The sequence below is a fragment of the Rubritalea marina DSM 17716 genome, assembly GCF_000378105.1.
GTDB classification, from domain to species: Bacteria; Verrucomicrobiota; Verrucomicrobiia; order Verrucomicrobiales; family Akkermansiaceae; genus Rubritalea; species Rubritalea marina.
In genome coordinates this window covers 24,236-48,986 of record NZ_KB899263.1, presented here as the reverse complement: position 1 = coordinate 48,986, position 24,751 = coordinate 24,236, and the positions used below count along the sequence as shown (strand labels likewise).

The 24,751-nt window shown below is 53.1% G+C and carries 21 protein-coding genes and 1 tRNA gene; 11 read left to right on the top strand and 11 right to left on the bottom strand.

What is annotated here, in order from left to right; all coding sequences use genetic code 11:
- Positions 1-24 precede the first annotated feature (24 nt).
- Positions 25-1,986, bottom strand: a complete 1,962-nt coding sequence (locus F454_RS15095) for a sensor histidine kinase (RefSeq protein ID WP_018970893.1) — start codon at positions 1,984-1,986, stop codon at positions 25-27.
- A gap of 234 nt (positions 1,987-2,220) precedes the next feature.
- Between F454_RS15095 and F454_RS0111945 the strand changes: the two genes are divergently transcribed.
- The 3 genes from F454_RS0111945 to F454_RS0111935 all read left to right on the top strand — a co-directional run bounded on the left by F454_RS0111945 (position 2,221) and on the right by F454_RS0111935 (position 3,954).
- On the top strand, positions 2,221-3,165 hold the full coding sequence (locus F454_RS0111945) for an AEC family transporter (protein WP_018970892.1): 945 nt from the start codon (positions 2,221-2,223) through the stop codon (positions 3,163-3,165).
- A 31-nt stretch (positions 3,166-3,196) separates the two neighbouring features.
- The gene (locus F454_RS0111940) at positions 3,197-3,619 is read left to right on the top strand and encodes a YkgJ family cysteine cluster protein (protein ID WP_018970891.1); all 423 of its coding nucleotides are present in this window, start codon (positions 3,197-3,199) and stop codon (positions 3,617-3,619) included.
- Between the two features lie 260 nt (positions 3,620-3,879).
- Positions 3,880-3,954: transfer RNA gene (locus F454_RS0111935), tRNA-Glu, on the top strand.
- Between the two features lie 270 nt (positions 3,955-4,224).
- Here the strand turns inward: F454_RS0111935 and F454_RS0111930 are convergent.
- The 3 genes from F454_RS0111930 to pssA all read right to left on the bottom strand — a co-directional run bounded on the left by F454_RS0111930 (position 4,225) and on the right by pssA (position 7,456).
- Complete coding sequence (locus F454_RS0111930) at positions 4,225-4,989, bottom strand: ThuA domain-containing protein (protein WP_018970890.1); 765 nt, start codon at positions 4,987-4,989, stop codon at positions 4,225-4,227.
- A 150-nt stretch (positions 4,990-5,139) separates the two neighbouring features.
- Entirely contained in the window at positions 5,140-6,588 is a 1,449-nt protein-coding gene (locus F454_RS0111925; protein ID WP_018970889.1) for a glycoside hydrolase family 10-like protein, read from the bottom strand.
- Positions 6,589-6,613: 25 nt separating this feature from the next.
- On the bottom strand, positions 6,614-7,456 hold the full coding sequence (gene pssA, locus F454_RS0111920) for a CDP-diacylglycerol--serine O-phosphatidyltransferase (RefSeq protein ID WP_018970888.1): 843 nt from the start codon (positions 7,454-7,456) through the stop codon (positions 6,614-6,616).
- A 77-nt stretch (positions 7,457-7,533) separates the two neighbouring features.
- Here pssA and F454_RS0111915 point away from each other — a divergent pair, with 77 nt between their 5' ends.
- The 4 genes from F454_RS0111915 (at position 7,534) to F454_RS15925 (ending at position 11,870) form a co-directional block, all read left to right on the top strand.
- Positions 7,534-8,076 (top strand): rhodanese-like domain-containing protein, encoded by a 543-nt coding sequence (locus F454_RS0111915; RefSeq protein WP_033367970.1) that lies wholly within the window; start codon positions 7,534-7,536, stop codon positions 8,074-8,076.
- A 90-nt stretch (positions 8,077-8,166) separates the two neighbouring features.
- Positions 8,167-9,873, top strand: a complete 1,707-nt coding sequence (locus tag F454_RS16175; protein ID WP_083913013.1) for a cation:proton antiporter — start codon at positions 8,167-8,169, stop codon at positions 9,871-9,873.
- The gene (locus F454_RS0111900) at positions 9,866-10,216 is read left to right on the top strand and encodes a gamma-butyrobetaine hydroxylase-like domain-containing protein (RefSeq protein ID WP_018970884.1); all 351 of its coding nucleotides are present in this window, start codon (positions 9,866-9,868) and stop codon (positions 10,214-10,216) included. The genes F454_RS16175 and F454_RS0111900 overlap by 8 nt, the downstream gene beginning before the upstream one ends.
- Before the next feature lie 85 nt (positions 10,217-10,301).
- Complete coding sequence (locus tag F454_RS15925; RefSeq protein ID WP_018970883.1) at positions 10,302-11,870, top strand: cell division protein FtsZ; 1,569 nt, start codon at positions 10,302-10,304, stop codon at positions 11,868-11,870.
- Positions 11,871-11,923: 53 nt separating this feature from the next.
- Here F454_RS15925 and F454_RS0111890 read toward each other — a convergent pair whose 3' ends face one another.
- A complete protein-coding gene (locus F454_RS0111890) occupies positions 11,924-12,751 on the bottom strand; it encodes a PEP-CTERM sorting domain-containing protein (RefSeq protein ID WP_169334396.1) in 828 nt (275 codons plus the stop codon).
- A 673-nt stretch (positions 12,752-13,424) separates the two neighbouring features.
- On the bottom strand, positions 13,425-14,327 hold the full coding sequence (locus F454_RS0111885; RefSeq protein ID WP_018970881.1) for an NAD-dependent epimerase/dehydratase family protein: 903 nt from the start codon (positions 14,325-14,327) through the stop codon (positions 13,425-13,427).
- Positions 14,328-14,456: 129 nt separating this feature from the next.
- On the opposite strand from F454_RS0111885, the gene pyrE reads away from it, so the two are divergent.
- A complete protein-coding gene (pyrE, locus tag F454_RS0111880) occupies positions 14,457-15,023 on the top strand; it encodes an orotate phosphoribosyltransferase (protein ID WP_018970880.1) in 567 nt (188 codons plus the stop codon).
- A 257-nt stretch (positions 15,024-15,280) separates the two neighbouring features.
- On the opposite strand, the gene purD is transcribed toward pyrE, so the two are convergent.
- On the bottom strand, positions 15,281-16,531 hold the full coding sequence (purD, locus tag F454_RS0111875; RefSeq protein WP_026292877.1) for a phosphoribosylamine--glycine ligase: 1,251 nt from the start codon (positions 16,529-16,531) through the stop codon (positions 15,281-15,283).
- 125 nt (positions 16,532-16,656) lie between these two features.
- Between purD and rlmN the strand changes: the two genes are divergently transcribed.
- Positions 16,657-17,751, top strand: coding sequence for a dual-specificity RNA methyltransferase RlmN (gene rlmN / locus F454_RS0111870; RefSeq protein WP_018970878.1), 1,095 nt, complete (start codon positions 16,657-16,659; stop codon positions 17,749-17,751).
- 109 nt (positions 17,752-17,860) lie between these two features.
- Positions 17,861-18,205, top strand: coding sequence for a hypothetical protein (locus tag F454_RS0111865; RefSeq protein WP_018970877.1), 345 nt, complete (start codon positions 17,861-17,863; stop codon positions 18,203-18,205).
- Here the strand turns inward: F454_RS0111865 and F454_RS0111860 are convergent.
- The 3 genes from F454_RS0111860 to F454_RS0111850 are packed head-to-tail and all read right to left on the bottom strand — an operon-like array spanning position 18,202 to position 20,777.
- Positions 18,202-19,176, bottom strand: a complete 975-nt coding sequence (locus tag F454_RS0111860) for a DUF3137 domain-containing protein (protein ID WP_018970876.1) — start codon at positions 19,174-19,176, stop codon at positions 18,202-18,204. The genes F454_RS0111865 and F454_RS0111860 overlap by 4 nt on opposite strands.
- A gap of 9 nt (positions 19,177-19,185) precedes the next feature.
- Entirely contained in the window at positions 19,186-20,163 is a 978-nt protein-coding gene (locus tag F454_RS15085) for a DUF3137 domain-containing protein (protein ID WP_018970875.1), read from the bottom strand.
- Between the two features lie 32 nt (positions 20,164-20,195).
- Entirely contained in the window at positions 20,196-20,777 is a 582-nt protein-coding gene (locus F454_RS0111850) for a LemA family protein (protein WP_018970874.1), read from the bottom strand.
- Positions 20,778-21,033: 256 nt separating this feature from the next.
- Here F454_RS0111850 and F454_RS0111845 point away from each other — a divergent pair, with 256 nt between their 5' ends.
- Positions 21,034-23,100, top strand: coding sequence for a TonB-dependent receptor plug domain-containing protein (locus F454_RS0111845; RefSeq protein WP_169334395.1), 2,067 nt, complete (start codon positions 21,034-21,036; stop codon positions 23,098-23,100).
- 122 nt (positions 23,101-23,222) lie between these two features.
- Here the strand turns inward: F454_RS0111845 and F454_RS0111840 are convergent, their stop codons facing one another.
- Positions 23,223-24,389 (bottom strand): integron integrase, encoded by a 1,167-nt coding sequence (locus F454_RS0111840; RefSeq protein WP_169334394.1) that lies wholly within the window; start codon positions 24,387-24,389, stop codon positions 23,223-23,225.
- Positions 24,390-24,751 lie beyond the last annotated feature (362 nt).

Here is a 24,751-nt window from a genome sequence, read left to right as displayed (position 1 = left end):
TGATCGGCTTTAGCATTTGATTGATTAGAGTTTGAGTTTGGTGAGGCTCAGACGGATTCGAACGCCTCCTTGGCTTGATGTTTCGATTTCGGCTTTGGCTCCGAGCAAGCGAGCACGGCGTTGGAGTGCTTTCGAGAGTCCGCCATCGTATCCATTTCCATTATCTTCAACTACAAGTGAAATGGCGTTTGTTGTGGCTTTTAACTCAGTGGCAGCTTCGGTAGCGCCTGAGTGGCGAATGATGTTGATGAGGCATTCTTTGTAGAAGAGAACGAGGTCAATCTGGGTGCGGCGTGTCACCTTTTGAAGGAAAGATTCTCCCTCAACATGCATGCTGTGCTTCAAGTCTACGAGTATGCGCGAAGCATCGCGCTGCATTTCATCGACTACGTTTTCGCAGATTCCTTCAGCTTCCATCATATTGGCACAGTGGATCGCCGCGATGCCAGTGCGCTCAGTGACTCCCCGAATGCGATCGAGGGTTTCATTGAGCTCTTCGGGGGAGTCTGCCAGCCTTTTAGCCATGTCGCCAAGTAGGCCAATCGCATGCAAGTTCGCCCCTAGTTCATCGTGGAGGTTTGCGGCAATCCGTTCACGGATTTTAGCTGCCTCACGGGTGCGCAGTGTCTTAGTGTAAATTAAAACCACTGCGACACCTGCCCCACTAAGTACCGTGAGACAGATGGTGATCCATAGTAGTTTTTTTTGCTTGGTGTAGCGGGCTTGAATTTCTTTGGAAACGATTGGTCGCTCAGCCTCGAGCTGGTGACGTTCTGCAAGCTCACGAAGCCAATCACGCATTGGGAGAATGGTACCGTAGAGGTTGAGCCCGTCGGTATAGCGCGAGAATGTCTGCTGGCGGTCGGATAGGGAGAAGTTTCCGGTGACTGGTTTGCCGGAGGCGACATTTTTTCCCTTGGAGGTAATTTCTATCTCAGCAAAGCCTACGCGATAGAGCTGAGCGTGTCTCAGCTGTGTGGCAAAGGAATCGAGTACGGTGAGTTTGAGGTATCGGCAATGGTGCTCAGGGAAGTTCCACATCATGATGGTGCTTTTGTCGAAAATAGAATCGAACTGCAGCTCCAGTAAGGTCTTGCTATCCGAGAAATCTGCGCTCATGGCTCCCTCAAGTCTAAAGTGGTGGGGAATGCCAAAGTCACCGGCAAATGATTGCGGTGCCGTGTCACTTTGCTCCACAGCATGAAGGTTGAGGCCATCAACAGGCTGGGCTTCTTCGAGATCAATGATGAACTCAAAATGTTCTTGTGGTGATTTTTTTGCTTCGCTAGAGCTTGCCACAGTGCCTTTACCGCGTGGGATATTCATCAAGTACGGGGTGGCGCCGTCGGTGAGGAATGCAGGCCTCCACGCTGGGATATCTGGTCGTGTTCCAGAGTTGCTAACTGGCCTGCGCAGAGCAACGTTCTCTGTGGCGTCAAAGGCAGCTATCTCAGAGAGCTGGATGGCGTATTGGTTCGTCCTGCGCCAGAGGGCAAGGGATTTGAATTCAATCTGGATCCATTTGGCGCGCACTTTGGGCACCGGGATGATGAGAGGTGCCACTCGCGGGGCTATGCGATCCGAGCGATCGTAGTGAGCGACAAGTTCGCCTTCGTCAGTGTCGGAGATCCCCATTCGAACGGTGAATTCTTCGGGGAAGGCATCTGAAAGAAATCCGCTTTCAAAATCCCGCCATATTACTGGAACCAAGACCAGTTCCTCGAGTTGTTTTACTTCGCCTAGATCGATGCGGACCCATTCTTGGTAGTCTGGGGTGGTCTTGATTTTGGTGCGGTAGCCAATTGCTCCGACACCTGTACGTGGGCTATACCGAGCGATCATCTTAAGCCGCTCATCAATCTCTTCGAGCCGCTGTTCCAGGGCGTTTAGTGACATCTTTTCTGGCGAATACTGCAGGCGTTGAGCCCATGCAGTGGGGCTGAGCCATAAGCTGCTCAAAAAGAAGAGGAGTAATACACGGTTCATGATTCAGTCTATGCTTAGGGAGCAATTCGATCATGTAGATACGAGAAGCTCAGCTCATTGCCTAGAATAAATGAGCGGTTCATGCACTTAGGATTGAGTATTGATACGGCTCCGGCTGCCACCCTTATCCAACTATTTTGTACAATTTCAATTTCTGAGGCATGAGCGCATCCCTTGGATGAGGCCGCTATTCATAGGGCTTGAATAATGTGTGGTTTGGCAGCATAGCTAGTGATGATGAGTGAGTCCTTGCTAGTGCTGAATGCATTGATCCCGGTGTTTGTGGTGATTGGTGTGGGAGTGTTGCTTCGCAAGTACAATGTGCTGCGCGAGGAAGTGGAGCGTGGGATGATGGAGATGGTGGTGAAGGTGCTGATGCCTGCGTTGACACTGGCTAATATCATTGGCAACGAATCACTGAGCGACCTGCGTGAGGTGGGCACCTTGGTAGGATATGGATTTTTAAGTTTGTTAGTGGCAGTTCTGGTGGCTTATGGCTTTGCGGGACTTTGCAAAATGAAGCGCGGTAATGGCAAACGAACCTTTGCGGTTTCCGCTGGTATCCAGAATTACGGATACATGGGGGTGCCATTGCTACTGTCGATATTCAATGATCGGGAGTTGTTGGGAGTGTTGTTCACTTACAATGTGGGGGTGGAGCTTGCGATGTGGACTGTGGGGGTGGCAATGATGCGTGGGGATAAGAAATTTACCTGGCAATTGGTGATGAAGCCACCAGTGATTGCGGTGTTTTTTGGTTTATTGGTGAACTTGTTGGGCTTGGATTACTTGTTTACTGCGCCGGTGATGGGATCATTGGAAATGCTTGGGGCGCCTGCGATTCCTGTGGCATTGATTGTGATTGGGGCGGGTTTGGTTGAGTTGTTGCGAAAGGAACGCTTTGATTGGTTGGTGGGCGCAGGTGCGGTGTTGCTGCGCTTGGCGGTGTTGCCCGTGTTGATGATTCTATCGGTGTGGTTGATCCCGGTGCCAGAAGAGTTGAAGAAGGTGGTGGTGGTGCAGGCTGCGATGCCGGCTGCGATGTTTCCCATTGTGCTGGCAAAGCATTATGGGGGGCGCCCGGAGGTGGCGGTGCAGGTGGTGGTAGCAACCACGATAGTGAGTGTGGTGACGATGCCGCTAATTGTGGTGCTTGGGGTGCAGTTCTTGGGCTTGTGATCGAGCCTTTCCATTCAGGAGAATCTATGCGATGGCTGAGGGGATGAAGGATACCTGGTACCAATGCGACCGTTGTTTGGCCTGCTGTAAATGGCCAGGAGATGTCCGTGTGGAGGAGAATGAAATTGATGCGATTGCTGCGTTTTTGGACATGGAGGTGGATGACTTTATTCAGCGGTTCACGCGATTGCGGACCAATCGTAGCGGCCTTTCTTTGATCGAGCGTGAGAACCACGAATGCATCATGCTGGAGAATGGCGGGTGCAAGATTCAGTCGGTGAAGCCATTTCAGTGTAAGGGGTTTCCGAATCGGTGGAATTTCCCAGGATGGCAGGAGCAATGCCAAGCGAAGCCAGTGCCAATGGAGGAGGCTGTTGCGCTGGGTTTGGTGGATGAAGGAGCGCTTTCGGCAGACCACCAACTCAGGGGCCGCGACCTGAGTCATGAGCACTAGCCACTGATGGGCATAAAGGGGTGTTTGTTTTGTTGTTTTGAGTCAATCTCGCTGCTCCTCGATTCAGATGAATTCTATCGGCGACAGGACTTTTTTTATTGGTGTGGAGTGTAAGTCGCTTGTGAATAAAGGGCTGCGAGGCTGTTTCTTTGTTAGCACTGTGGGGCTATGAAAAAACTCGTGAAAAAATAAGAAAAAGTACTTGCGCGGCTGGGGGGGATGTGGTTCTTTGTGCCCGCGCTCAGCGCTAACCATTCAGTGTCCCGTTCGTCTAATGGTTAGGACTCCGCCCTTTCACGGCGGCAATAGGGGTTCGAATCCCCTACGGGATGCCATTTCTTTCAAGAAATGCATTATAAAGAAGCTCGCCAGCAATGGCGGGCTTTTTTTGTGTTGAGGATGAGAACATTGGTAGGGGCATGTGTCCCCTGCACAGTCCCCACATACCCGCGTGATACCTAAAGGCGTGCTTGCTGGGAAACGTTCCACGGACGCATAAGGCTATGCGTCTCTACCTTGCACTACCTGTGGCGCATGGTATGGGCACAAAAAAAGAGCCACTGTGTCCAGCGGCTCTTGGCGTGTTTGCAGTCGATCGGTAGCCTTTATTTCGCTGGGGCTGGGATGGTGACCTCTCCAGTGCCAGCCCACTCGACGAGGCGGGCGAAGAGGACTCGGAAATCCTTGCTGTCGAATGCTTTGCCTGCGTGACCTAGGCTGGTGTATGCGGTGCGGCCTTTGCCGTATTGTGACACGAGGGTGCTGGGCTCCCAGATCCCTTCGCCACCAGATTCTTTGGAGGAGAAGTTTGAGGTGATGACTTTGGCATTTTTGTCGGTGACGTGGATGCTTTCCCAGAGTTCATCCCATTTTTTGAAGTTGCTGAGTCCTTTGGTGACTGGGTGTTCTGGCTTGTCCATGCGCACTTCGAAGCTGTGGTGTGGGCCGTGGTGGGTGCCTTTGCTCCAGGTGGCGATCGAGAGTTCTTGGTATTCTTTCCAGCCCCAGTAGGAGGAGGAACCGGCGTGGATAGAAACGTGGCCACCACCATCTTTGACAAAGTTGATGTAGGCTTCCTTCATTTCTGGAGACCAGCCGAACTCTGGGTAGAGGTTCTTGCCTTGCTTGAGGAGATTCCAATTGCTGAGGAGTACATCAAATTCTTGGAGACGTGCAGGAGGGAACTTTTCCGATGATTCGGTAACTTCGACTTTAAACCGGCCGGTTTCTTCTAGCGACTTGATGATGTGTGGGTCGACTTCTTTCCAATCGTGGTTGTTCTGCCCAGTGATGAGGAGTACGCGTACTGGCTCAGCTTCGGCAACGAGTAGATTGGTGAGGAGTGCGGCGATGAATAGGTATAATTTCATGGTTATTGTTCTATCTTTTCCGTGTCGTTCAATGGGGCAGGATGAAGGACATTGACTTCGACGTTACGGGTGAAATCTAGCACTTAGGATGCTAGAGACCAGAGAATTTTCATAGGAGGCAGGCTGCCTGGTGTATTGCGAGTGTGATGGCTAGCGCCGTGCGAGCACACGCGGTTTGCTAGCATTGCCGTAGCGATCGACGCTGGTGACGGCGATGGCGCTGGGCTTGCCTTTGATACGGGGGTTGCGGTGTGGGACGGTGGCAATCGAGTACCATTTATTGTTGTAGCGTGCTTGGATTGCGAAGCGGGTGCCTCGGGCGGCATTGCCGATCTTGAGGTCGACGGAACCGCCATTGTTGCGTGCGCTGAATTCTGGAGTGGCTGGGCTGCGTTTGGAGATCCAGGGCATGGGTGGCACAAGCGCGGGTGTGGCGTAGGTAGTGGACTGAAGCTTGGTGGAGATGCCGTCGCGGTTTTGCATGAGTGACTTCATACTCCAATGGATGGCGCCTGCCCAATTGCGTCCAATGCTGCGGCTGTAATTGACTTGTTTGATAATTTCGGATGAGCGTCGTGAAGGATCTTTGTCGCTTTTGATGCGTGCGGTGGCGATGCCTGGCCAGACGGGGCGGCTGCCTTGCTGGCGCCACCACTCGAGAAGTGTGGTGTAGGATTGCTTGCGCGGTGAGATTTGCCAGTAGAGCTGCGGTGCTAGGTAGTCGACCCACCCCTTTTGAAGCCACTTGCGGGAGTCGGCACAGAGGTGATCGTAGGCGTCGATGCCTGCTTCTATTGAGCTAGGCACGCCGGGTCGCCAGATGCCAAAGGGGCTGATGCCGACGCGGACCCAGGGCTTGGTAGATTTCACCTTGCGGTAGAGGTCGCTGACAAATTGGTCTACGTAGGCGCGGCGCTGGGCATTGCTTTTGCCATCGGGGAATCGCGGAGAGGCCTTGCCTTTGACAACGGTCGGGTATGGGTAGAAATAGTCGTCGAGGTGGACACCGTCGATGTCGTAGCGCTTGACCACGTCGAGGATGACGCGCAGGGCGCGGTCTCGGCTGAATGCTGATGCTGGGTTGAGCCACTTGTAATTCTTGTAGGTGACGACGTGGCGCGCGTGGGTGCGGCTGACGTGGTTACTGGCGGTGGGTAGTGACTTGTTTGGCAGGGCGCGGAAGGGATTGAACCAAGCATGGACTTCGATGCCGCGCTTGTGCGCTTCCTCGATGCAGAAGGCCAGAGGATCGTAGCCGGGGGATTTGCCCATGGTGCCTGTGAGCCAGTAACTCCAGGGCTCGAGGCTGGATTTGTAGACCGCATCGGCATTCGGGCGGACTTGGAAGATCACGGCATTGAGTTTGAGCTGTGCTGCTTTGTCGAGGATAGCGAGGAGCTCGCGCTTCTGGGAGCTGGCGCTGAGGCCGCGTTTGCTGGGCCAGTCGATGTTGTAGACGGTGGTGATCCAGGCGGCGCGGAATTCGCGCGGGAAGGCGGGAGGCTGTGCGTTGCTGGGAGCGTAGCTTTGGGCGATGGCGCTGAGGGCTCCGCAGAGGAGGATGCTGAGGGTGAGGAGGGTGTTTAGCTTGTGGCGCATGGGTGGTGGGAGCTAGGACGGCTGCTTATTTTTCGACGGTTTCCTCGAGGCGCTTTTGTAGGCGCTTGGACAAGAAGGGGCGGGCGAGTCCGTAGATGAGGTAGAGGGTGAAGATGAGGGTGGGGGTGTACCAACGGGTCTGTTCGTTGAGTAGGAGCATGAAGAAGATCGCGCCGATGACCACGCCCCATAGTGAGCCCTTGGTGCGCCAGTCGACTTTTTTGAAGCTGGGGTAGCGGACGTTGGATAGCATCAAGGCCGATAGCCCAAGCATGGTGGCTGCGAGCACGTAGTTCCAAGCGCCGAGGTCGGGGTCGTTGTTGGTCGGGCTGCGGTAGAGGTGAATGATGAGGAATGTGATCGAGGCGATGAAGCCTGCTGCCATCGGTATCGGGATGCCGCGGAAGTCCATGTTATCGTTGGGTTTTTTCGGCATGTTGGCGAGGCAGTTGAAACGCGCCAGGCGCATGGCTCCGCAAAGCAGGTAGATGAAGGCAATGGCCCAACCGAGTTTGAAGTCGCCGAGTTGCTCAGAGAGTGGGAAAAGCACGGCCTTGGATACGAGAAGCGCGGGCGCCATGCCGAAGGAAACGACGTCGGCAATGGAATCAAATTCTTGTCCGAAGGGAGATTCTTGGCCGCCGAGTCGGGCGAGCCGGCCGTCGAGTAAATCGAAGATGCAGGAGCCGAAGATGAGCATGATGGCCTGTTGGTAGTACTTGTAGGCTTCGGAGAATTCATCGTGCTGCATGCCATTGAAGATGGTGAGCACGGCAAAGAATCCGCAGCACAGGTTCCCCGCAGTCATCAGGTTGGGAAGAAGGTAAATCTTTGGTTCTTCGTATTGATCTTCGGGCCTTGTGCTCATCGTTTCTAGTTGTAGGCATAATTCAGCTAGAAGAAACAGTGGAAAATGGTGGCAGATGCGATTACATTGCGGTCCTCATGGCAGATCTTGATCCATCCACAGCAATGTCCGCGCTTTTGGCGGCATATCCCGGCGCCAAGCGTGCACTTTTCGCCAAATACCATATTGGTGGTTGCAGTTCTTGTGCTTACCGCGATGACGAGACATTGGCCGAGGTCTGCGTTCGCAACGAAATCGTGGTGGCAGAGGCGGTGGAGCACATTCTAAAGAGCCACGAGGTTGATGCCGCGATGCTTGTTGAAGCGGGTGAGGTGCAGCAATGGATCGAGCAAGGCAAAGACTTTGTATTCCTTGACGTGCGCACTCGCGAAGAGCATGAAGCGGTAATGATTGGCGGTTCAGAGTTCATGACCCAGGAGCGGCAGCAGGAGCTCTTCGGCAGCGCCAAAGAAAACGATCCAATCATTCTGTACGATCACAATGGCTCCAAAGTGCTGGATACCTGCGCTTGGTTCCAAGGCCACGGCCTGAAAGGCACAAGGGGCATCATTGGAGGGATTGATCGCTGGAGTCAGGAGGTCGATTCCTCGATCCCGCGTTACCGACTGGAAATGGATTAGTCGCTGCTGGGGCGAGCTCGATAGCAGGCGACTTTGCTCGATTGCTCGTGGTTCCTTGACGGGCTGAGGCATTTTGTTAGTCTCAGTGAGATGTTTTCCCTCTTGGCTGCAGGATCTGAGATCCCACCTTTTTTTGTGTTATTGACCATTGTGTTGCTGGCAGTGGTTTTGGTGTCGTTGTTTTTGGTGCGAGCCAAGCAATCGTTGTTGGTTGGGTACTTTTTGTGTGGGATTTTGATCAATAATTCTGGGCTCTTGGGGGTTCTGGGACTTGAGGATGTGGGGGCGATTGATGCGCTTGCAGAGATTGGGGTGGTGTTGTTGTTGTTCACATTGGGGATTGAGTTTTCTCTGAAGGAAATGAAGGCGCTACGGATGCCGATCTTCGTAGGTGGTGGGGTGCAGGTGGCAATGTGTGTGTTGGTTGGATTTTTGGTGGGTGCTTGGTATCTGGACTCTTGGAGTTTGGGTTTATTGCTTGGTTTTGTGTTGGCGTTGTCGTCGACTGCGGTGAGTATGAAGAGTTTTGAGGATTTGGGGATGCCGGAGAGCCCGCAGGCGCGCACGGCGCTGGGGATGGCCATCTTCCAGGATCTCGGTGCGATCCTCTTCATGGTATTGATTCCGCCGATAGTGAGTCAAAGTTCTGGAGAGACCGGGCTCGGAGCGGCATTGGTTAAAGGGCTGTTGTTCACGCTATCAATCATTTTGCTGAGTCGTAAGGGTTTCCCTGAAATGCTGGATGCGGTGGCGCGTACGCGCAGTCGCGAGTTGTTCACCCTGACGGTGATCGGGCTGTGTGCGGCGGTTGCATTGGCCAGTGGCTTACTGGGCTTGAGCCCGGCGCTTGGAGCATTTGCGGCAGGTGTGGTGGTGAGTGAGTCGATTTATTCACACCGGGTGCTTTCAGACATTCTACCTTTCAAGGATTTGTTTTTGACGGTTTTCTTTGTGTCGGTGGGGCTCTTGATTGACCTTGGGGTATTGATGGATCTGTGGGTGGAGGTGCTGTTATTTTCGGCCTTCGTATTGGTGGTGAAGGCTCTCATTGTGGCATGGGCGGCGAAGCTTTCTGGGCTGCGTCGGGGCAACTGGATGGTGACGGCGGCTGCGCTCTGCAGTACTGGGGAGTTTTCGATCGTGCTGCTGGCACGTGCGCAGGATTTTGAAGCGCTACCGGATGAGGTGGCTCAGGTGATCTTGGTGAGCAGTGCGTTGACGATGGGATTGGTGCCGGTGCTGATGAAGTATAGCCTGGGCTGGGCAAAGGCTTATTACCGCTGGACACGCGGTGGGCGCACGGTGCCTGAGAATCACACCTTGGGCATGAGCGGGCATATCAGGGAGATGAATGAACACGTGATTATCTGCGGGTTTGGTCCCGTGGGGCGCAACCTTTACGAGAATTTGCAACTGGCGAATATCGATTGCTTGGTGGTCGAGATGAATCCTGAGACGGTGAAGCGATTGCAGCGCGAGGGTGTGTGTTGTCTCTTCGGTGATGTGCAGGACATGGAGTTGTTGCTGCTTGCTCGTATCCGCCATGCTCAGGCAATTGCCTACACCTTTGCCAACGATACTGTGGCAATGAAGTCATTGAAGGTGGCGCGCGAGTTGAGCCATGATCTGAGAGTCTACGCACGTGCTAATTTTGGATCACAGGTGGCGCCGTTGCAGCGTGCTGGTGTGGATTTCGTACTCTACGATGAGGAGCAGAGTGGGCGGGCCTTGATCCGCTCGGTGATGCAGGGCTATGACGCGGATATTGAGCCAGTCTGGCAATCGCCCGATGCGTGAGAATTCAGTGTTGTCAAAGTCATTCCTAGCATCAAGCATAGTCACCATGCTGCGTCTTGAACATATTGCTGCCATTGGTACTGAACTTGCGATCGCTTGGAGTGATGGGCTCGAAAGCTACGTCAATTTTGAGACCTTGCGTCGTGCTTGCCCGTGTGCCAATTGCCAGGGGGAGCCCGATGCTCTGGGGCGCGTGGTGAAGCCTGAGGTGACCTACGCCGAGAATAGCTTCGATCTGCTACGGTATGAAGTCATTGGCGGCTATGCCGTAGCGTTTCATTGGGCTGACGGCCACAATACTGGAATCTACAGCTTCGAATACCTGCGCAAGGTCTGCGACTGATTCCCGCGATCTAGCTCAATTAGCTCTGGTATTTGTTAGGTATAGATAGTAAAGATACCTTAAGTTTTTTTAATACCTACCAGACATGATTGAATTCCAAAGAGATAAGCAACAAACAATCCCCAACTCTCAGGTTAAAATTGTGGGTGTGGGTGGTGCCGGCCTAAACATGATCGACCGCGTCATGTTGGATGGGATGCAGGGGGTGGAGCTCTTGGCTTTGACCTGTGATTCTCGTTCGTTAAGCAGCTCGGTGGCATCGGAGAAGATTCAATTGGGAGCCAAGCTGACGATGGGTTTGGGATGTGGTGGTGATCCAGAGCTTGGTGCGAAGGCAGCAGGGGTGCACGAGCAAGAGATTAGCGATGCGCTTCGTGAGCATCACATGGTGTTTATCTGTGTGGGACTCGGTGGTGGTACTGGCTCTGGTGCGGCTCCAGTGGTGGCGCGAATTGCACGCGAGCTTGGAGCTTTTGTGGTGGTGTTTGCGACGATGCCGTTTGCCTTTGAAGGCAAGCGTCGCCGTGATCAAGCGGAGTCGGCCTTGAATGAGCTTTCTGTGATTTCGAATGCGTTAGTTACCTTTGAGAATAGCAAGATGGGTGAGATGGTACTTGCTGCGCAAGGGATTCACGAGGCTTTTGCCGCTGCAGATCGGATGATTTCCGAGAGCATCAAGGCGGTGACTCGCCTTGTGGTGCGTCCTGGATTGATCAACGTGGGTCTTGATGATTTGATCAAGGCGCTTGACGTTTCTCGCTCGCGTTGCCTCTTTGGCTCAGGGATCGCTTCTGGCGAGAATCGTAGTCATGCGGCGCTTAAGAATGCGCTCTCCAGCCCGCTTCTCGACAAGGGAAAGTTGTTGAAACAAGCAAGCTCCGCCTTGATTCACATTTGTGGTGGTGAGGGCATGACCTTGTATGAGGTTGAGTTGCTGATGCGCGAACTTAGCAAAAATGTGCCAGAGAATGCTCACATCCTTTTTGGTGCCGCTGTTGATGCGGAGATGGGTGATAGCTTGAGTGTGACGATTTTGAGTGCGCTTCCAGAAGGCTCTGAGGTGGAGGATGACGATGTGGATGAATCTCCAGTTGTCGAGACTTCGGCTCTCCCAGTGATCGCAGATTTTGAGGCGGAAGAGGAGGATCGTAGCGAGGACGCCGTGGCTCTGGACCATACTGAAGAAGGAGTTGAGGACGTGATCGAGGAGTACCCTGAGGAGCAGGAAGTGAAGTCGATTGCGCAGGAAATTACCGAAGAGGCTGAAGATTTAGTGGCGGAGATGGAAGAGGATCTAGAAGAGGATTCCGATAATGACGCCGAAACAAGTGACAATTCTGAGCTTGAGACCCCAGAGGTGATTGAGACCCCAGAGGATGATGGCGCACTCATGTCCATCGATGACGACGCGCCAGAGGAGGTAACTGAGCCTGAACGCGAAGAAACAAGCGCATCGGACACCACGATGGATGATGACGCTTTGATGTTCGAAGAATTTAAGAACGATGTGGCAGCACCCAGTGGGGCTTCAGAGGCTTCTGGGTCACAGGCTGAACTCAAGCTGGACGGGGCCAAGAAAGGTAAGTTTGAAGGCGAAGATCCTTATGTGGTCGATGGAGAAGATCTCGATCTCCCACCATTCATGCGCAAGTAAGTTTATCTAGCACACGCAGCATTGGAGAAGGTGGCCGCAGATGGTCACCTTTTTTACGCAGTGAGGTCTTGTGGCTGGCTGCTGCGGCGGCGATTACGGTGACAAAGGGCACCGATCAGTGAGAGCGCTAGCAAGCTGGCGCTACTCGGCTCTGGCACGCTGGTCACGTAGTCCGGTACGTTGGCGGGATTGTTTTCGAATACAAGGTTGGGATCTTGGTCTATTCCATCAGTACCATCGAGATCTCCCGTTTCAATGACTGGGAGGTTGTCTAGTGGGCTATCCGAATAGATAGAGACGGAACCTCCGTTGCCGGCGCCAGCATCCGAGACATCATCCCCGCCAACTGCAGAGATGATTGCATTTTCTAGATCCATGTTTGGAGCTGCAATTGCGATGGATCCAGCATCGCGGCCATCAATGTTTCCAAAGGATTCTAAACCGTCCGTTGTGATGGTTGCGTTGATAGTGACCGAATCACCGGCGACAAGTGCAATTCCTCCATTTTGATCGTTGAGGTAAGGTGAGTTCAGTGCGATGTCACTGTTTAGGTTGATGTCCGCTTTTGAGACAATCGCCAATTGTTGCTGATCTCCAAAGAGACCCAAGAAGGAATTGCTCTCTACAACGATGTCGACGTTGGAACCGACTGCGAAATCATCGAAAACAAACGTAGAGTAGGTGCCAGCACTAGTGGAGACAGTGAGACCAGAGCCTGCAATCGTCGTTCCACTCCCATCATTGTAACTGTACGTGAGATCACTTAAGTCGAAGGTCAAGGTGCCAGTTGTCGCATTCAGCGATTGGCTACCACTGTCGTCGATGGTGTCGGGGTTGAAGAGCTCTAAGTCACTGAGATCGAGCGATGCTCCACGTGCCATGTCCATTGAGCCAAGGCCCAGGAGGCAGAGGCATATCAATGTTAGATTGTGGAAGACGGATTGCATACAGGGAAATTGATTATCGTTTGTGATATTTCTTTGGTTAGGCTTCCCGTACACGATGATGTGGTTTAGTCAATGATCGAGCGCTGAAGCATACACCTTTCATACCTTTTGAGTATCAATAGCTATAAATTATTCCCGAAGGATAGAAAATCTTTGGCGGCGCAAGCTATGGGCAATGTTTAAAAATGCAACTGATAACTTAAGGTAGAGTAGTTATATGGCTTGCGTTATTCTGTGGAATTGCGCCTATGCGAATGTATGTTTAAATTATCATGCTGGAAATGCGTTGAGGATCTATCGTGTTGAATAGCGCTTTGGTGGCTCAGTTTAAATCAATGAGGTGTGTTTGATGTCATTGAATGGGGTCTGTTCGTCTGAATTTTTTTTGAGGCTAGGCAATAAAAAAACACAGCATTTAATGAAAAATGCTGTGTCAAAAAGTGGGTGTACTGCCCCCACAATCCTCCCAGTTGGAGAGCAGTACTTAGTCAGCTAGCTGACCAAAATGGATGTTGAGTTCAATGAGAACAAACGTACTACCCTTAAGAGGTGCCGATCTGGGTTTTATTCCCATTTTGCCGGTAGATCGATACGTTTATCTCGTCGTTTAGTCGGCGGACATGATTTCGACGGCTTTTCTGAAGGTGGTTTGTTTGAAGTTCGGGAATGCTTGTTCGAAGCTGCTGCTATCGATCCCGGCCTGGAATGGGTATGGTTTTTCGATGTGGTCGACGAGTTCCTTGCCGTGGTAGCGGTTGATTTCGTAGCAGATGTCAGCGACTGAGAGTGATTCGGCCACGAGGTTGTAGCACGCAAAGTCGGCATTATCGATCATCAGAGCCAGCGCATGGGCGAGGCCGACATCAGCTGAGTAATGGAATCCTGTGGTGCCACCGAAGGGAATGGTGTATTTTTTTCCTTTCTTGGCTGCGAGGATCGCCGCTGTGACGCCAGCGGTGGAGCCTTCCGAGAGGCGGTGTGGGCCATAGATGATTTGCGGGCGTAAGATTGTTGTGGGTTGCTTGGCGTGGTAGGCATTGCCTTCAAGCAGGGCTTCAGCGGCTAACTTGGTAGCGGTGTATGGGTTGAGAAGGGCTTTGCGTGCTGCTTCTTTGGTCATGAAACTCGGGCTATCGCTCACGGCGTAGACTGCCGCTGTACTGGTGAAGACCAGGCGTTCAATCCCACCCACCGCCTTGATGGCGTCGATGACATTTTGGGTGCCCTTGACATTGACCTCAAAGGCTAAGCTTGGGTTGTCTGAGCATTCCTTGGTGCGCAGCGCGGCGCTGTGCATGACGTGGGTGATTTTGTGTTCTTCGAGCACCTTGATCAAGGATTCAGGATCAAGGATATCTCCTACCACGTATTGGTATTTTTTAGAGCTATTTGCGTTGGAGGCTTTGCGTGAGAGAATAAAGATCTCAGCTGAAGGCTCTAATCTATTCAGTGCGTAGGCAGTTGCGGTGCCAACACAGCCGGTGCCTCCTATCAGTAATACCTTAGTCATTTGTTGATAAAAACGTTAGAGGTAGATTGGAGAGTTTTTACCCAGCATCCAAGAAAAACTGTCCAGTTAATTATAGGATGGATTTGATATGGGATTTACAAAGTATGGGAATCTGTAGATGGTGTCGCCATGTCCGAGATTTACGATTCTTTGAAGGAGGTTTTGTTGGCTAAGTCGGTGCGTACAGGTGAATTCACCTTAGCATCTGGCGCGAAATCTGACTTGTATATTGACTGTAGGGTGACAGCGCTCGACCCAGTCGGCGCGGGCTTGATTGGCAAGCTTGGTTGGGCTGCAGTACGCGAGCGGATTCAGGCTGAAGGGCTCGACATTGATGCCATTGGTGGCATGACGATGGGCGCTGATCCAATTTCATTGGCGGTGGGCATGACATCTGCGATGGAGCACCCAGAGGAGATGATTCAGGTTTTTAATATTCGCAAGGAGCCTAAAGGCCACGGACGCGGCAAGCAAATTGAAGGCAATTTCAAGGATGGTGACCAGGTTGTTGTCGTTGATGATGTGATCACCACGGGTGGATCGACCCTCAAAGCAATCGATGCGATCGAGGCTGCGGGTGGTAAAGTCGCCTTTGCCTTGGTTCTTGTAGATCGCGAAGAAGGTGGTCGTCCAGCGATCGAATCCCGCGGAATTCCGGTGGTCTCACTCTACTCGCGCAGCACGCTTTTGGGCTAAGCGCTTCGAAAGATTTTTGATCAATCAGGTCGGTGTCACGCATGTGGTGCCGGCCTTTTTTTGGGTACTGAGACCACGTTGGGGGCTGCGTCTAGCACAACGCCCTGTGGTGGGGGGCATTTTTGATCTAGGAGCAATGCTTGGCTAAGGAACAAAAAAGCGAGCCCTATGAGGGGCTCGCTTTGGTGATGCTTGTTGAGTCGAGGAGTAGCTTCGCAGAGCGCTTGCGCCCTTTCTACTGCCTACTATCTACTCCTTTAAAAGTTGAAGGTACCGATGTCGGTGCGGCTTTGCATGCCTGGGAAGGTGACTTTCTCGAGCTGAGCGTAGGCGGCTTGGACGGCGGACGGGCGGTCATCGCCACCAGCAACAACCGCGAGTACGCGGCCGCCATTGGTTTCCCATTGGCCGTCGGCATTTTTGCGGGTGCCAGCGTGGTAGACGCGGGCGCCTTCTACTTGGTCGAACCCAGTGATGACATCGCCGGAGCGCGAGGTCTCTGGGTAGCCCGCAGAGGCGCGCACGAGGCAGACCGACCATCCTTCGCTGAAGCTCAGGAGGTCTGAGCTGAGCTCACCTTTGGCGCCGTCGAAGCAGAACTGCGCGAGGTCGCCGCCGACGATAGGCATGACGGCCTGGCATTCTGGGTCGCCGAAGCGGCAGTTGTATTCGATGATTTTTGGTCCAGCTTCGGTGATCATGAGACCGAAGTAGATGAAGCCACGGTAGGGGAGATTGTCTTTCACGAGTCCATCGACTGTGGGCTTGACGATTTTTTGTTCGATCTGGCTGAGGAGTTCTTGGCTGACGAGCTGGCGTGATGCCACGGCTCCCATGCCTCCGGTGTTCGGGCCCAGGTCGCCATCTTCAGCGCGCTTGTAGTCGCGGGCTGGAGTGAAGATGAGGTATTTGTCGTCGACCACGGCTGCGAAGACGGAAACTTCTGGGCCGATGAGGCATTCTTCTACGAGGAGACGACCATCGCCGAAGCGACGCTCGACGAGGACTTCATTGAGAAATTCTTCGGCAGTGGCTTCGTCTGGGCAGACGGCGACGCCTTTGCCGGCAGCGAGGCCGTCGAACTTGAGCACGGTTGGGTACTGGCCATTGATGGCGGCGCGTGCTTCATCGATGTCGGCACATCCGGTGGCGGCACCGGTTGGGATCTCGTGGCGGAGCATGAATTCCTTGGCAAATTCCTTGGATGCTTCGAGTTGAGCAGACTGGAAGTGAGGGCCCCAACAGGGGATGCCTTCTTTTTCACAGAGGTTGGCAAGGCCTTCGCCAGTGACGAGGTAGCTTTCTTCGCCGGCGACACAGAGGTCGATGTCGTTGGACTTCATCCACTCGATGAGTGGCTCGAGTCCGTCGACCTTGACCAATGTTGCGATTTCGGCGATGGCATCGCTGCCTGGGAAGCTGAAGAGTTCGGTCTCGGTAGGAGACTCGTTGAATGCTGTAAGAAGCGCGTGCTCGCGCCCACCTTTACCTACGACTAAAATTTTCATATCTGCGGGTGAGTGAAAACTAGAGCTGTCCATTGTCCAAGGCTGAAGTTACAATTTTGCTCTAATTCATTGCTAATCCTGTAGGATTTGCTCGACAATTTGACAGCAGTTGAGACAACACGACCGTGAGCCCGATCCCAAAAGCACTACCTAGCCTCCTCGGATACACCGCCGATGATCTAACAAAATTGCTCAATGATGAGCACGGACAGCCAGCCTATCGTGTGAAGCAAGCGCTTGAGTGGATCTACACCCACCGTGCTGAAAAGGTGGATGAGATGCTCAATCTGCCGGCTGCATTGCGCGACACCTTGAAAGAGAACTTCCGGATGAGTCCGCTGGAGCTGGCGCGGGTGCAGGGTTCTGAAGACACGACGCGTAAGTATTTGTTTAAGCTTCACGACGGCCGCTATGTCGAGACGGTGTTGATCCCTGCCTCACCGGCCTTGTATGGGGAGCGCTCTGATCGGCACACCGCCTGTGTTTCTTCACAGGTAGGCTGCGCCTATGGCTGCAAGTTTTGTGCCTCTGGGCTAGATGGGTTCACGCGCAACCTCAGTGCCGATGAGATTGTGGGCCAGTTGATGGCGGTGGAAAAGCATTCTGGACGCAAGATCAACAACATCGTCTTCATGGGGATGGGAGAGCCATTGGCCAACTTTAAGAACCTCAACCACGCACTCGACATCATCACCGCGCCATGGGGGATGAACATTGGAGCGCGCCACATCACGATCTCCACCTCAGGCCTCGCGCCAATGATCAAAAAGCTGGCAGATCGTCCGCAGCAGATCCGCTTGGCCATCTCATTGCACGGGGCTACCAATGACACTCGCGACAAGATCATGCCGGTGAACTCGAAGTGGAAGATCGACGAGCTCTTTGAGGCGCTGCACTACTACAAATCAAAGTCGAAGAAGCGCATCACCTTCGAATACATTCTCATCCAAGGGATCAATGATGATCTCGCGCAGGCAAAGATTCTGGCGAAACGCGCCAAGGCGCTCGGCGCTCTGGTGAACCTGATTCCCTACAACACGGTGGAGGGGCTGGAGTGGGTGCGCCCTACTGAGGAGCATTGTTATAAGTTCCGCGACATCGTTCGCGCAAATGGAGTCACCACGACCTTGCGCATCGAGAAGGGCCATGACATCGATGCTGCTTGTGGGCAGTTACGCCTGAAGCAAGAGACAGCAGACGGCAAGATTGTGGAGTCATAGATGCTTTGACAAAGGCACTAGCCCGCGGCGATTTTTTCCATGCGTAGGCGAAGGCCTGGTACAAATGTGGATAGGAATAGCGAGGGTCTTGTGCTATGACTAAGCATTGATGGACAGAAAAGAATCAGACTGGCGTGCATTGCGCGATATGACGGGCACTCTACGTGAGCGTTACCTTGAGAAGAAGAACCGTGAGCTGCTGGCAACTCTGACAGATACCAACAAGTCACCCACCGAGCAATTTTGGGACACACACGCTCAGATGGGGGAAGAGAAAAAGGTGCTGCAGCGTTGTCTGGATGACATCCGCCGTTCCTCCATGGATGTGACGATGGCTGTGATGTTGAATCATGAAATGTTGCTAGAAGAAGATCTAGAGTCCTTCAGTCCAGAACTTCAAGAGCGCCTCCGAAACTACTTGGACGTGATGTCCACCGTGGGTGACAAGGCCTAGACTTCATTACGAATAGCTTCTTTGCGGTTAAAAGAATCCACCACCTCAAGGCACAGAGCGATGTCATCGGCAAAGTGTTGAACCGCCGCAAAGTCATTGCAAGGTCTGCGGATGCTGGGCTCAAACCATGGTTGATTGATCTCGAAGATGACGACGACTTTGGATTGTTGGAAGCAGAGCATGAGTGACTTTCCTATCTTCTTTCTGAGAGAAAGGATCTGGTCTTGGAGTGCTGGAGTGAGCACCCGGTGAGTCTCTTCCGGGCCGCCACTGCGCACGACATAGGCCTTATTAAAGCGCTGCTGTTGGAAGCCTTTCACTTCTTTCTCACTGGGATAGATGTGATGGTCATTCCAGCCCAAGTAGCCTTGCATTTCACGGGGTGCCACGGTGATCTTGTGTTCGATGCTTTGTGGGATTTCGATTTCTAGATAGATGCCATAGAAGAACTTGCTAGACCTGAGGAATTCAACCGTGGTGCTATCGATTTGGCCCGAGTGGACATTGACCTCTCCGATGGCGATTTGCATGCTATCGATGGAACCGCGGATGAGGTCCTCAGAGGAGTACTGGGTGATCTCAGATTTGATCAAGCCAGTGGATTGGAAGCGCTCAAAAGGAATGCCTTTGTGGGCTTCATGATTCAGGCCGGGGTAGAGTTGCTGCAGGATGAAGCCTACCGTTGAGTCTTTGTAGGACTTCGCGAATGCGATGCGTGGGCGGCGGATCAGTAACTCGCGAATCCGAATCAACCAAGCAAGGAAGAGAATGCCCATGGCGAGCACTTCAATCCGCTTCGTTTGTCTCTCTGGCGATTGTAGCAACCAAACGAACAAGGGGGTAAAGACGGTGAAGGCGACGGTTTGCTCGATGGTGGCGCGCTTCTCCAACTTGAGGATGGAGAGGCGTTTCTTTTCAAGCTGATCCAGCCGCTGCTGGATGAACGCTTGGATGTCTATAGGAATGTTCATGCTTTAGGCCTACTCCTTGGTCCAGATGCGGGTGTTGAGGTCGAGGTCTTCCACGGTGGAGGTGATGAGTCGGAGCTCGCTGAGGAAGGATTCGAGGCGTTGCCATGGGATGCCATTGCTCTTGTGATCGGGCTCAAACCAATTTCTATCACTTTCTATCATGAGGATGAGTTTTGAGTGTTGGAAGCTGAGCATGACCTTACTACCGAACTTAGATTTGAGTTCGAGGATCCGTTGCATCATCGCGGGGGTGAGGATGTAGCGGGTTTCGATCGGGTCATCGCCGCGAACCACGAAGTGCTTTTCAAATTCCGGGTCTTCGAGGTGCACGACCTTGCCACCGAGCGCTTGCATTTTCTTGCCGAGCCAGCCGAAGGTACGTTCGGCGAAGTCTGGCATGACGGTGACGCGGGTGCTGAAGTGTTTGTGGAAGTCGGCCTCGAGGTAGATACCATCGAAGACCGTGACCCAGGTGGTGCGGGTTCTGCCTTTGCTGTCGGTACGGGTCTCTTTACGCTCGGCCTTGCACTCGGCAAAGCTGAGTTCGGTGGCACCGACCTTGCCATCAAAGAAGTCCTCGCTGTGGTAGCGGTCGATGCGCGAGTTGATCAAGCCCGAGGCTCTGAATTGTTGCTTGGAGATGCCGTGGAAGGGATCATAGCGGAAGCCGGGCAGTAGGGTGGAAACTAGCTTGGTGAAGATGCGGCTCTTGAAGTTTGTGGCAAAATGCTTCCGAGGTTTGGTGACGTAGTAATGCTCGATGCACATGCTGATGACGATGGTCACGACTGCGGCGCTAATAGCCACGGCCATCGCCTGTGGGCTCTTACTTAGAAAGCTGGCGAGAGCGACTCCCACCCCAATCAGGGCGACAACACCTTGAATCTGGCGTCCCTTGCTCGCTGTGGCATTGGCTTCGTGACGGATGGACTCGAGCTCGTTCATGCAGGGCGCAAGCTCTTGTTTGATTTCGTCGGTGAGAATCATGATAGAAAATGGATGATGCGTGAGGCGGGCGATTACTTGACCTGCGGCACAGAGGTTTCGATGGCATCGATGGCGTAGAGGTCGCGTGCCTTGAAGCCGAAGACTCCAGCAATGATGTTGCTAGGGAACATCTGGACGCCGTCGTTGTAGGCTGTGGTGGCGGAATTGAAGGCGCGGCGCGCTGCGGAGATCTGGCTTTCAATCTCGGTAAGATTGCGCTGGAGATTCATGAATTGTTGATCAGCTTTGAGCTCTGGATACGCCTCGGCGAGGGCGACGATGCTCGGAATTTCGGTGCTGATTTGGCCTTCGGCGAGGGCGCGTTGGTTCCAGTCCCTTGCATGCCTCGCCTCGCTGCGCGCCATGGTGACTCGTTCGAATACCGCTTTTTCGTGGGCGGCGTAGCCTTTCGCTGTAGCCACAAGTTGGGGGATGAGGTTCCAGCGCTTCTTGAGCTGAACATCGATGGCTGATAGAGCGTTGTCGGCTGCATTGCGGCGACTGACGTGGCCATTGTACATCACAGCAATAAGGATAAATGTAAGGATGGCAAGGCCCCCTACCATGCCGATGGCTGAAGAGATCTGCATAAAGATGATCGGGATCTTGGTCACGCTATGTATCTATCAGATTCTAGCTATCCTAGCGAATACAATTCAGATGGAGGATTGTAATCCTGTGAGTGTCACAGCAGGTTTGCTCGCATCTCTATTTTTGATAGAATGTGCGATTGTGACAGGGTGGTCACATTTCTCCCTTGCCAGCCGCGCTATATTGCTATTGAGATCTATTCGCAATTAAAAGCCTATTCATGTTTTGATGTCTCAGGAAGAGGCCTTGAGAGTTTGTGCTATGGGTGAAGATGAAGCCATGAAAAGACTACACAGAAAGCAAGAGGCACTCGTGCTCACACTGGGCGCATTGGGTATCACGGGACTGCATGCGGAAGACTTCTTGGAGCCAACAGTGGTAACGGCTACACGCTCTGAACAAAGCGAGTTGGACGTGCCCTATGCTGTGGAGACTGTGACAAGTGAAGACATCGAGGAGCGCATGACGCGCACGGTACCCGAGGCCTTGAAGGACATTTCAGGTGTGCTTATTCAGAAGACGACGCATGGTCACGGTAGCCCCTTTGTGCGTGGTTTCACCGGCCGTCAAAACCTGCTTTTAGTGGATGGCATCCGCATGAACAATTCGACTTGGCGCAGTGGTCCGGTGCAGTATTGGAATACTTTGGATGTGCATGCTGTGGATCGTATGGAGTTGGTGAAGGGCCCGGGGTCGGTGATGTATGGTTCGGATTCCTTGGGGGGCACGCTGAACCTCTTGAGCAAGGGAACTGGCTACCAGGATCACAAAGGCAATTATGCAGACGGGTCGGTGTACTACAAATTTGATACGAATAGCCAGAGCCACGTTGGGCGACTGGAACAACGCGTGGGTGAGGGCGGCGTGTGGGGCTTGAGCCTCGGCGCGACCTTGAAGAACTACGGCGATATCCGCGATAGCTACTTTGGGCGGATGACCAACACTGGCTACCCTGAGCAGAATGTGGATTTAAAATTTAACTACGCACTGAGTGAGCGCACCGAGTTGGAAGCCGCCTTTCAGTACCTCAATCAAGACGACATTTCGCGCTGGCATAGCACGACGCAGAATCCGGGCTGGGTGCACGGCGATCACGTGACCCAACCGGGCACGCTCGATTACCGCATCTACGATCAAGAGCGCGCATTGGCGTACTTGAGGATCCGTGGTAAGGAATCGCAGAACATGCTCTCCAGCTGGGAAGCCACAGTTTCTTATCAGAACAGCAAAGATTCAGAGCGCCGCAGCGACCCGCGCTGGGGGGCGTCATCCGTCGACACCCTAGGGCTCACCTTCCAGGCTGGGGGAGAGCTAGGGCCGGGCGACTTACTCTACGGGGCAGATTTCTATCACGACATGGTTTCCTCGGATGCCAGCGACCCGAGCCGCCGTCCGGTGGCTGATGGAGCTGACTATTCCTCTTTGGGAGCCTTCGCACGCTACAACTGGAAGCCGGTAGAGAAGTTGGCGATCGAGCTTGGTGCTCGCGCGAGTTACTTTGATGCTTCTTGGGAACGTGCGTGGAATCGCAACTTGGGCCAAGACGAATCCGGTGGTGGCAATTGGTCAGACCTTTCCTTGAGCTTACGAAGCAATTATGAACTCACTGAGGTGCATAGCATCTACGCTGGGGTTTCTCAGGGCTTCCGAGCCCCGAATCTTGCAGATCTCACGGGCTCCACAGTGTCGCGTTCGTCCGACGAGGTGATTGGATCCTCCGATCTCGAAGCAGAGAAGGTGGTGAGCTTTGAGCTAGGCACCAAGGCGGGCACGGCGGACTTGAGCTACGGCGTCGCCTCCTTCTACACCTTGATCCAAGACCCAATCACGGCGGCAGAGCAGACGATCGACGGCACGGACTTCCTGCGCCAGCTCAATGGCGAGGACGGCTACATCTGGGGCTTGGAAGGGGACGTGGCTTGGCGCTTTGCTAGCCAATGGCAGCTCTTCGGCAATTTGACCTATCAAGATGGGAAGCAAAAATCGCAGGCGGTGGTCGGTGGCCCGATTGTCGAGGACACGGTATCTCGCCTTGCGCCATTGATGGGCTCGGTACGCGTGCGCTGGGCGCACCCGGGCGGAGCCTTCTGGCTTGAGGCGGAGTCGACAGGTGCCGCGACGCAGGACAAGCTTTCGCAGCGTGACCTCGGGGATGACCAACGCATCCCCACGAATGGAACGCCGGGCTACATGATCGGCTCAGTGCGCGGCGGCTGGCAGGCACGCGAGAACCTTTTGCTCACACTCGCGCTTGAGAACCTTAGCGACGCAGACTACCGCGTGCACGGATCAGGTGTGAATGGCACTGGGCTCAACGCGATCCTTGCGGTGAAGTGCGGCTGGTAAGCAAGAGTACATGACTGACTGAGGGGGGGATCCATGGGATGCTGCTGGGCGACTGACATCCTACTTTCAGAGGCGCTAGCCCATGTTTGGGCACCAGCCTCTGAGGAGCTAGACATCGTGGATCAACCACTTCGTATGTTGACTGTATCCAATGGGCTGCGCACACCTTTGCCATTCGTTCCAGTGGCCACATGCGTGTAGATTTCAGTCGTCTTCACATCTGCATGTCCGAGTAAATCCTGGACGGTCCGTAAGTCACTCCCAGCCTCTACTAGGTGAGTCGCGAAAGAATGCCTCAGCACATGAGTCGTCACCCGTTTTTTGATTCCAGCCGCCACTACTGCTCGTTTGACATGCTTGCCATACACTCCTGGATGCACATGGTGACGACGCACGAGCCCAGATCCAGGATCTCGTGATTCAGCCTTTGCTGGAAATAACCAAAACCATGACCAACTTTTGGCTGCACATGGCATTTTTCGCGCCAATGCGGGGGGCATCTCTACTCCTTCCGCATGCCGCTCCCGATCTTCGTCGTAGAGCTTCCTACAGCGCTCTAATTGCCCTTGTAGTTCCCCTACCAAGCACTCTGGTATCACTGTTACTCTATCGCGTGCTCCTTTTCCCATCCTCACGGTGAGCTGCCGACGCTCCAGATCAACATCCTTCACACGCAGCTGCAGCAGCTCAGCCACGCGTAATCCCGCACCGTATTGCAAGCGAGCCTTCAAGCGGTACTTAGGCTCGACCTTTGCAATGAGGTGCATCAGCTCAGATACAGAAAGAACTGTAGGAACATGCCGACTACGTTTATGCATTCGCACACCTAGATCCACTTCTTCCATTCCACACACCTCTTTGTAAAAGAAAGCTAGAGCATTAAGTGCCTGTTTTTGGGTGGAAAAGCTCACCTGAGTTTTATTGACGATGTCAGCTAGCCATTGGCGTGCTAGAGCTGGATTTTGAGCGTCCTTAGCATGCTCCAGAGTCATGCCAAAGCGGCTGACCCAGCCTGCGTAGGTTCTTCGTGTCGATAGTGCCAGCCCCCTTCTTGAACCCAAATGATGCACAGCATTGGCCATTCTTTCCGGGATACTTGCAGTTTCTTTATGCGTGCGCCTACAAATCTGCAACCACTCCAAATACCAACGAATCGCCTCAGCCCATTGGGATAGCTGCCAATCCTGCCTCTTTTTCGCGAGCACCTGAACCTGCCAAAATAGCTTACAGGTCTCTCTTCCTGCCTCTAATCGCTGGCTAATGCGCCATGATTCTAACCATCCAATCAAAAAACCATGGTGCTGCTTTTGATTTCTATCCAATTCCCTCGAATGCTCAATATCCTCAACCCATGGATGAAGGAGCGATGGCTTTTTGCTAGTCTCACCTAGTGTGGTCATTTGAACATGATTTAATAAAGGTGCAGCAAATGCAACAAAATTCGAAGCTCTTAACTTTTTGTAATATATTAACAGTGTGTGAATTGGGTCTATCGTGAAGTGATATCAGATCTAATGGATATATTGAAATTCAAGGTATCATAGTAAAGTGAAACACCTTTTTTAGAGGTGGACAAGTAAGCTGTAGCCCTTTAGTGATAAGCTATGCATCACTTTTTAATTCCTCAGCAACAGCACAGCAGCACACCAGT

Bases quoted from the DNA above. Each gene is read 5' to 3' on its own strand.
- F454_RS15095 (WP_018970893.1), bottom strand. From the start codon at position 1,986: ATGAACCGTGTATTACTCCTCTTCTTTTTGAGCAGCTTATGGCTCAGC.
- F454_RS0111945 (WP_018970892.1), top strand. From the start codon at position 2,221: ATGATGAGTGAGTCCTTGCTAGTGCTGAATGCATTGATCCCGGTGTTT.
- F454_RS0111940 (WP_018970891.1), top strand. From the start codon at position 3,197: ATGGCTGAGGGGATGAAGGATACCTGGTACCAATGCGACCGTTGTTTG.
- F454_RS0111930 (WP_018970890.1), bottom strand. From the start codon at position 4,989: ATGAAATTATACCTATTCATCGCCGCACTCCTCACCAATCTACTCGTT.
- F454_RS0111925 (WP_018970889.1), bottom strand. From the start codon at position 6,588: ATGCGCCACAAGCTAAACACCCTCCTCACCCTCAGCATCCTCCTCTGC.
- pssA (WP_018970888.1), bottom strand. From the start codon at position 7,456: ATGAGCACAAGGCCCGAAGATCAATACGAAGAACCAAAGATTTACCTT.
- F454_RS0111915 (WP_033367970.1), top strand. From the start codon at position 7,534: ATGGCAGATCTTGATCCATCCACAGCAATGTCCGCGCTTTTGGCGGCA.
- F454_RS16175 (WP_083913013.1), top strand. From the start codon at position 8,167: ATGTTTTCCCTCTTGGCTGCAGGATCTGAGATCCCACCTTTTTTTGTG.
- F454_RS0111900 (WP_018970884.1), top strand. From the start codon at position 9,866: ATGCGTGAGAATTCAGTGTTGTCAAAGTCATTCCTAGCATCAAGCATA.
- F454_RS15925 (WP_018970883.1), top strand. From the start codon at position 10,302: ATGATTGAATTCCAAAGAGATAAGCAACAAACAATCCCCAACTCTCAG.
- F454_RS0111890 (WP_169334396.1), bottom strand. From the start codon at position 12,751: ATGGCACGTGGAGCATCGCTCGATCTCAGTGACTTAGAGCTCTTCAAC.
- F454_RS0111885 (WP_018970881.1), bottom strand. From the start codon at position 14,327: ATGACTAAGGTATTACTGATAGGAGGCACCGGCTGTGTTGGCACCGCA.
- pyrE (WP_018970880.1), top strand. From the start codon at position 14,457: ATGTCCGAGATTTACGATTCTTTGAAGGAGGTTTTGTTGGCTAAGTCG.
- purD (WP_026292877.1), bottom strand. From the start codon at position 16,531: ATGAAAATTTTAGTCGTAGGTAAAGGTGGGCGCGAGCACGCGCTTCTT.
- F454_RS0111865 (WP_018970877.1), top strand. From the start codon at position 17,861: ATGGACAGAAAAGAATCAGACTGGCGTGCATTGCGCGATATGACGGGC.
- F454_RS0111860 (WP_018970876.1), bottom strand. From the start codon at position 19,176: ATGAACATTCCTATAGACATCCAAGCGTTCATCCAGCAGCGGCTGGAT.
- F454_RS15085 (WP_018970875.1), bottom strand. From the start codon at position 20,163: ATGATTCTCACCGACGAAATCAAACAAGAGCTTGCGCCCTGCATGAAC.
- F454_RS0111845 (WP_169334395.1), top strand. From the start codon at position 21,034: ATGAAAAGACTACACAGAAAGCAAGAGGCACTCGTGCTCACACTGGGC.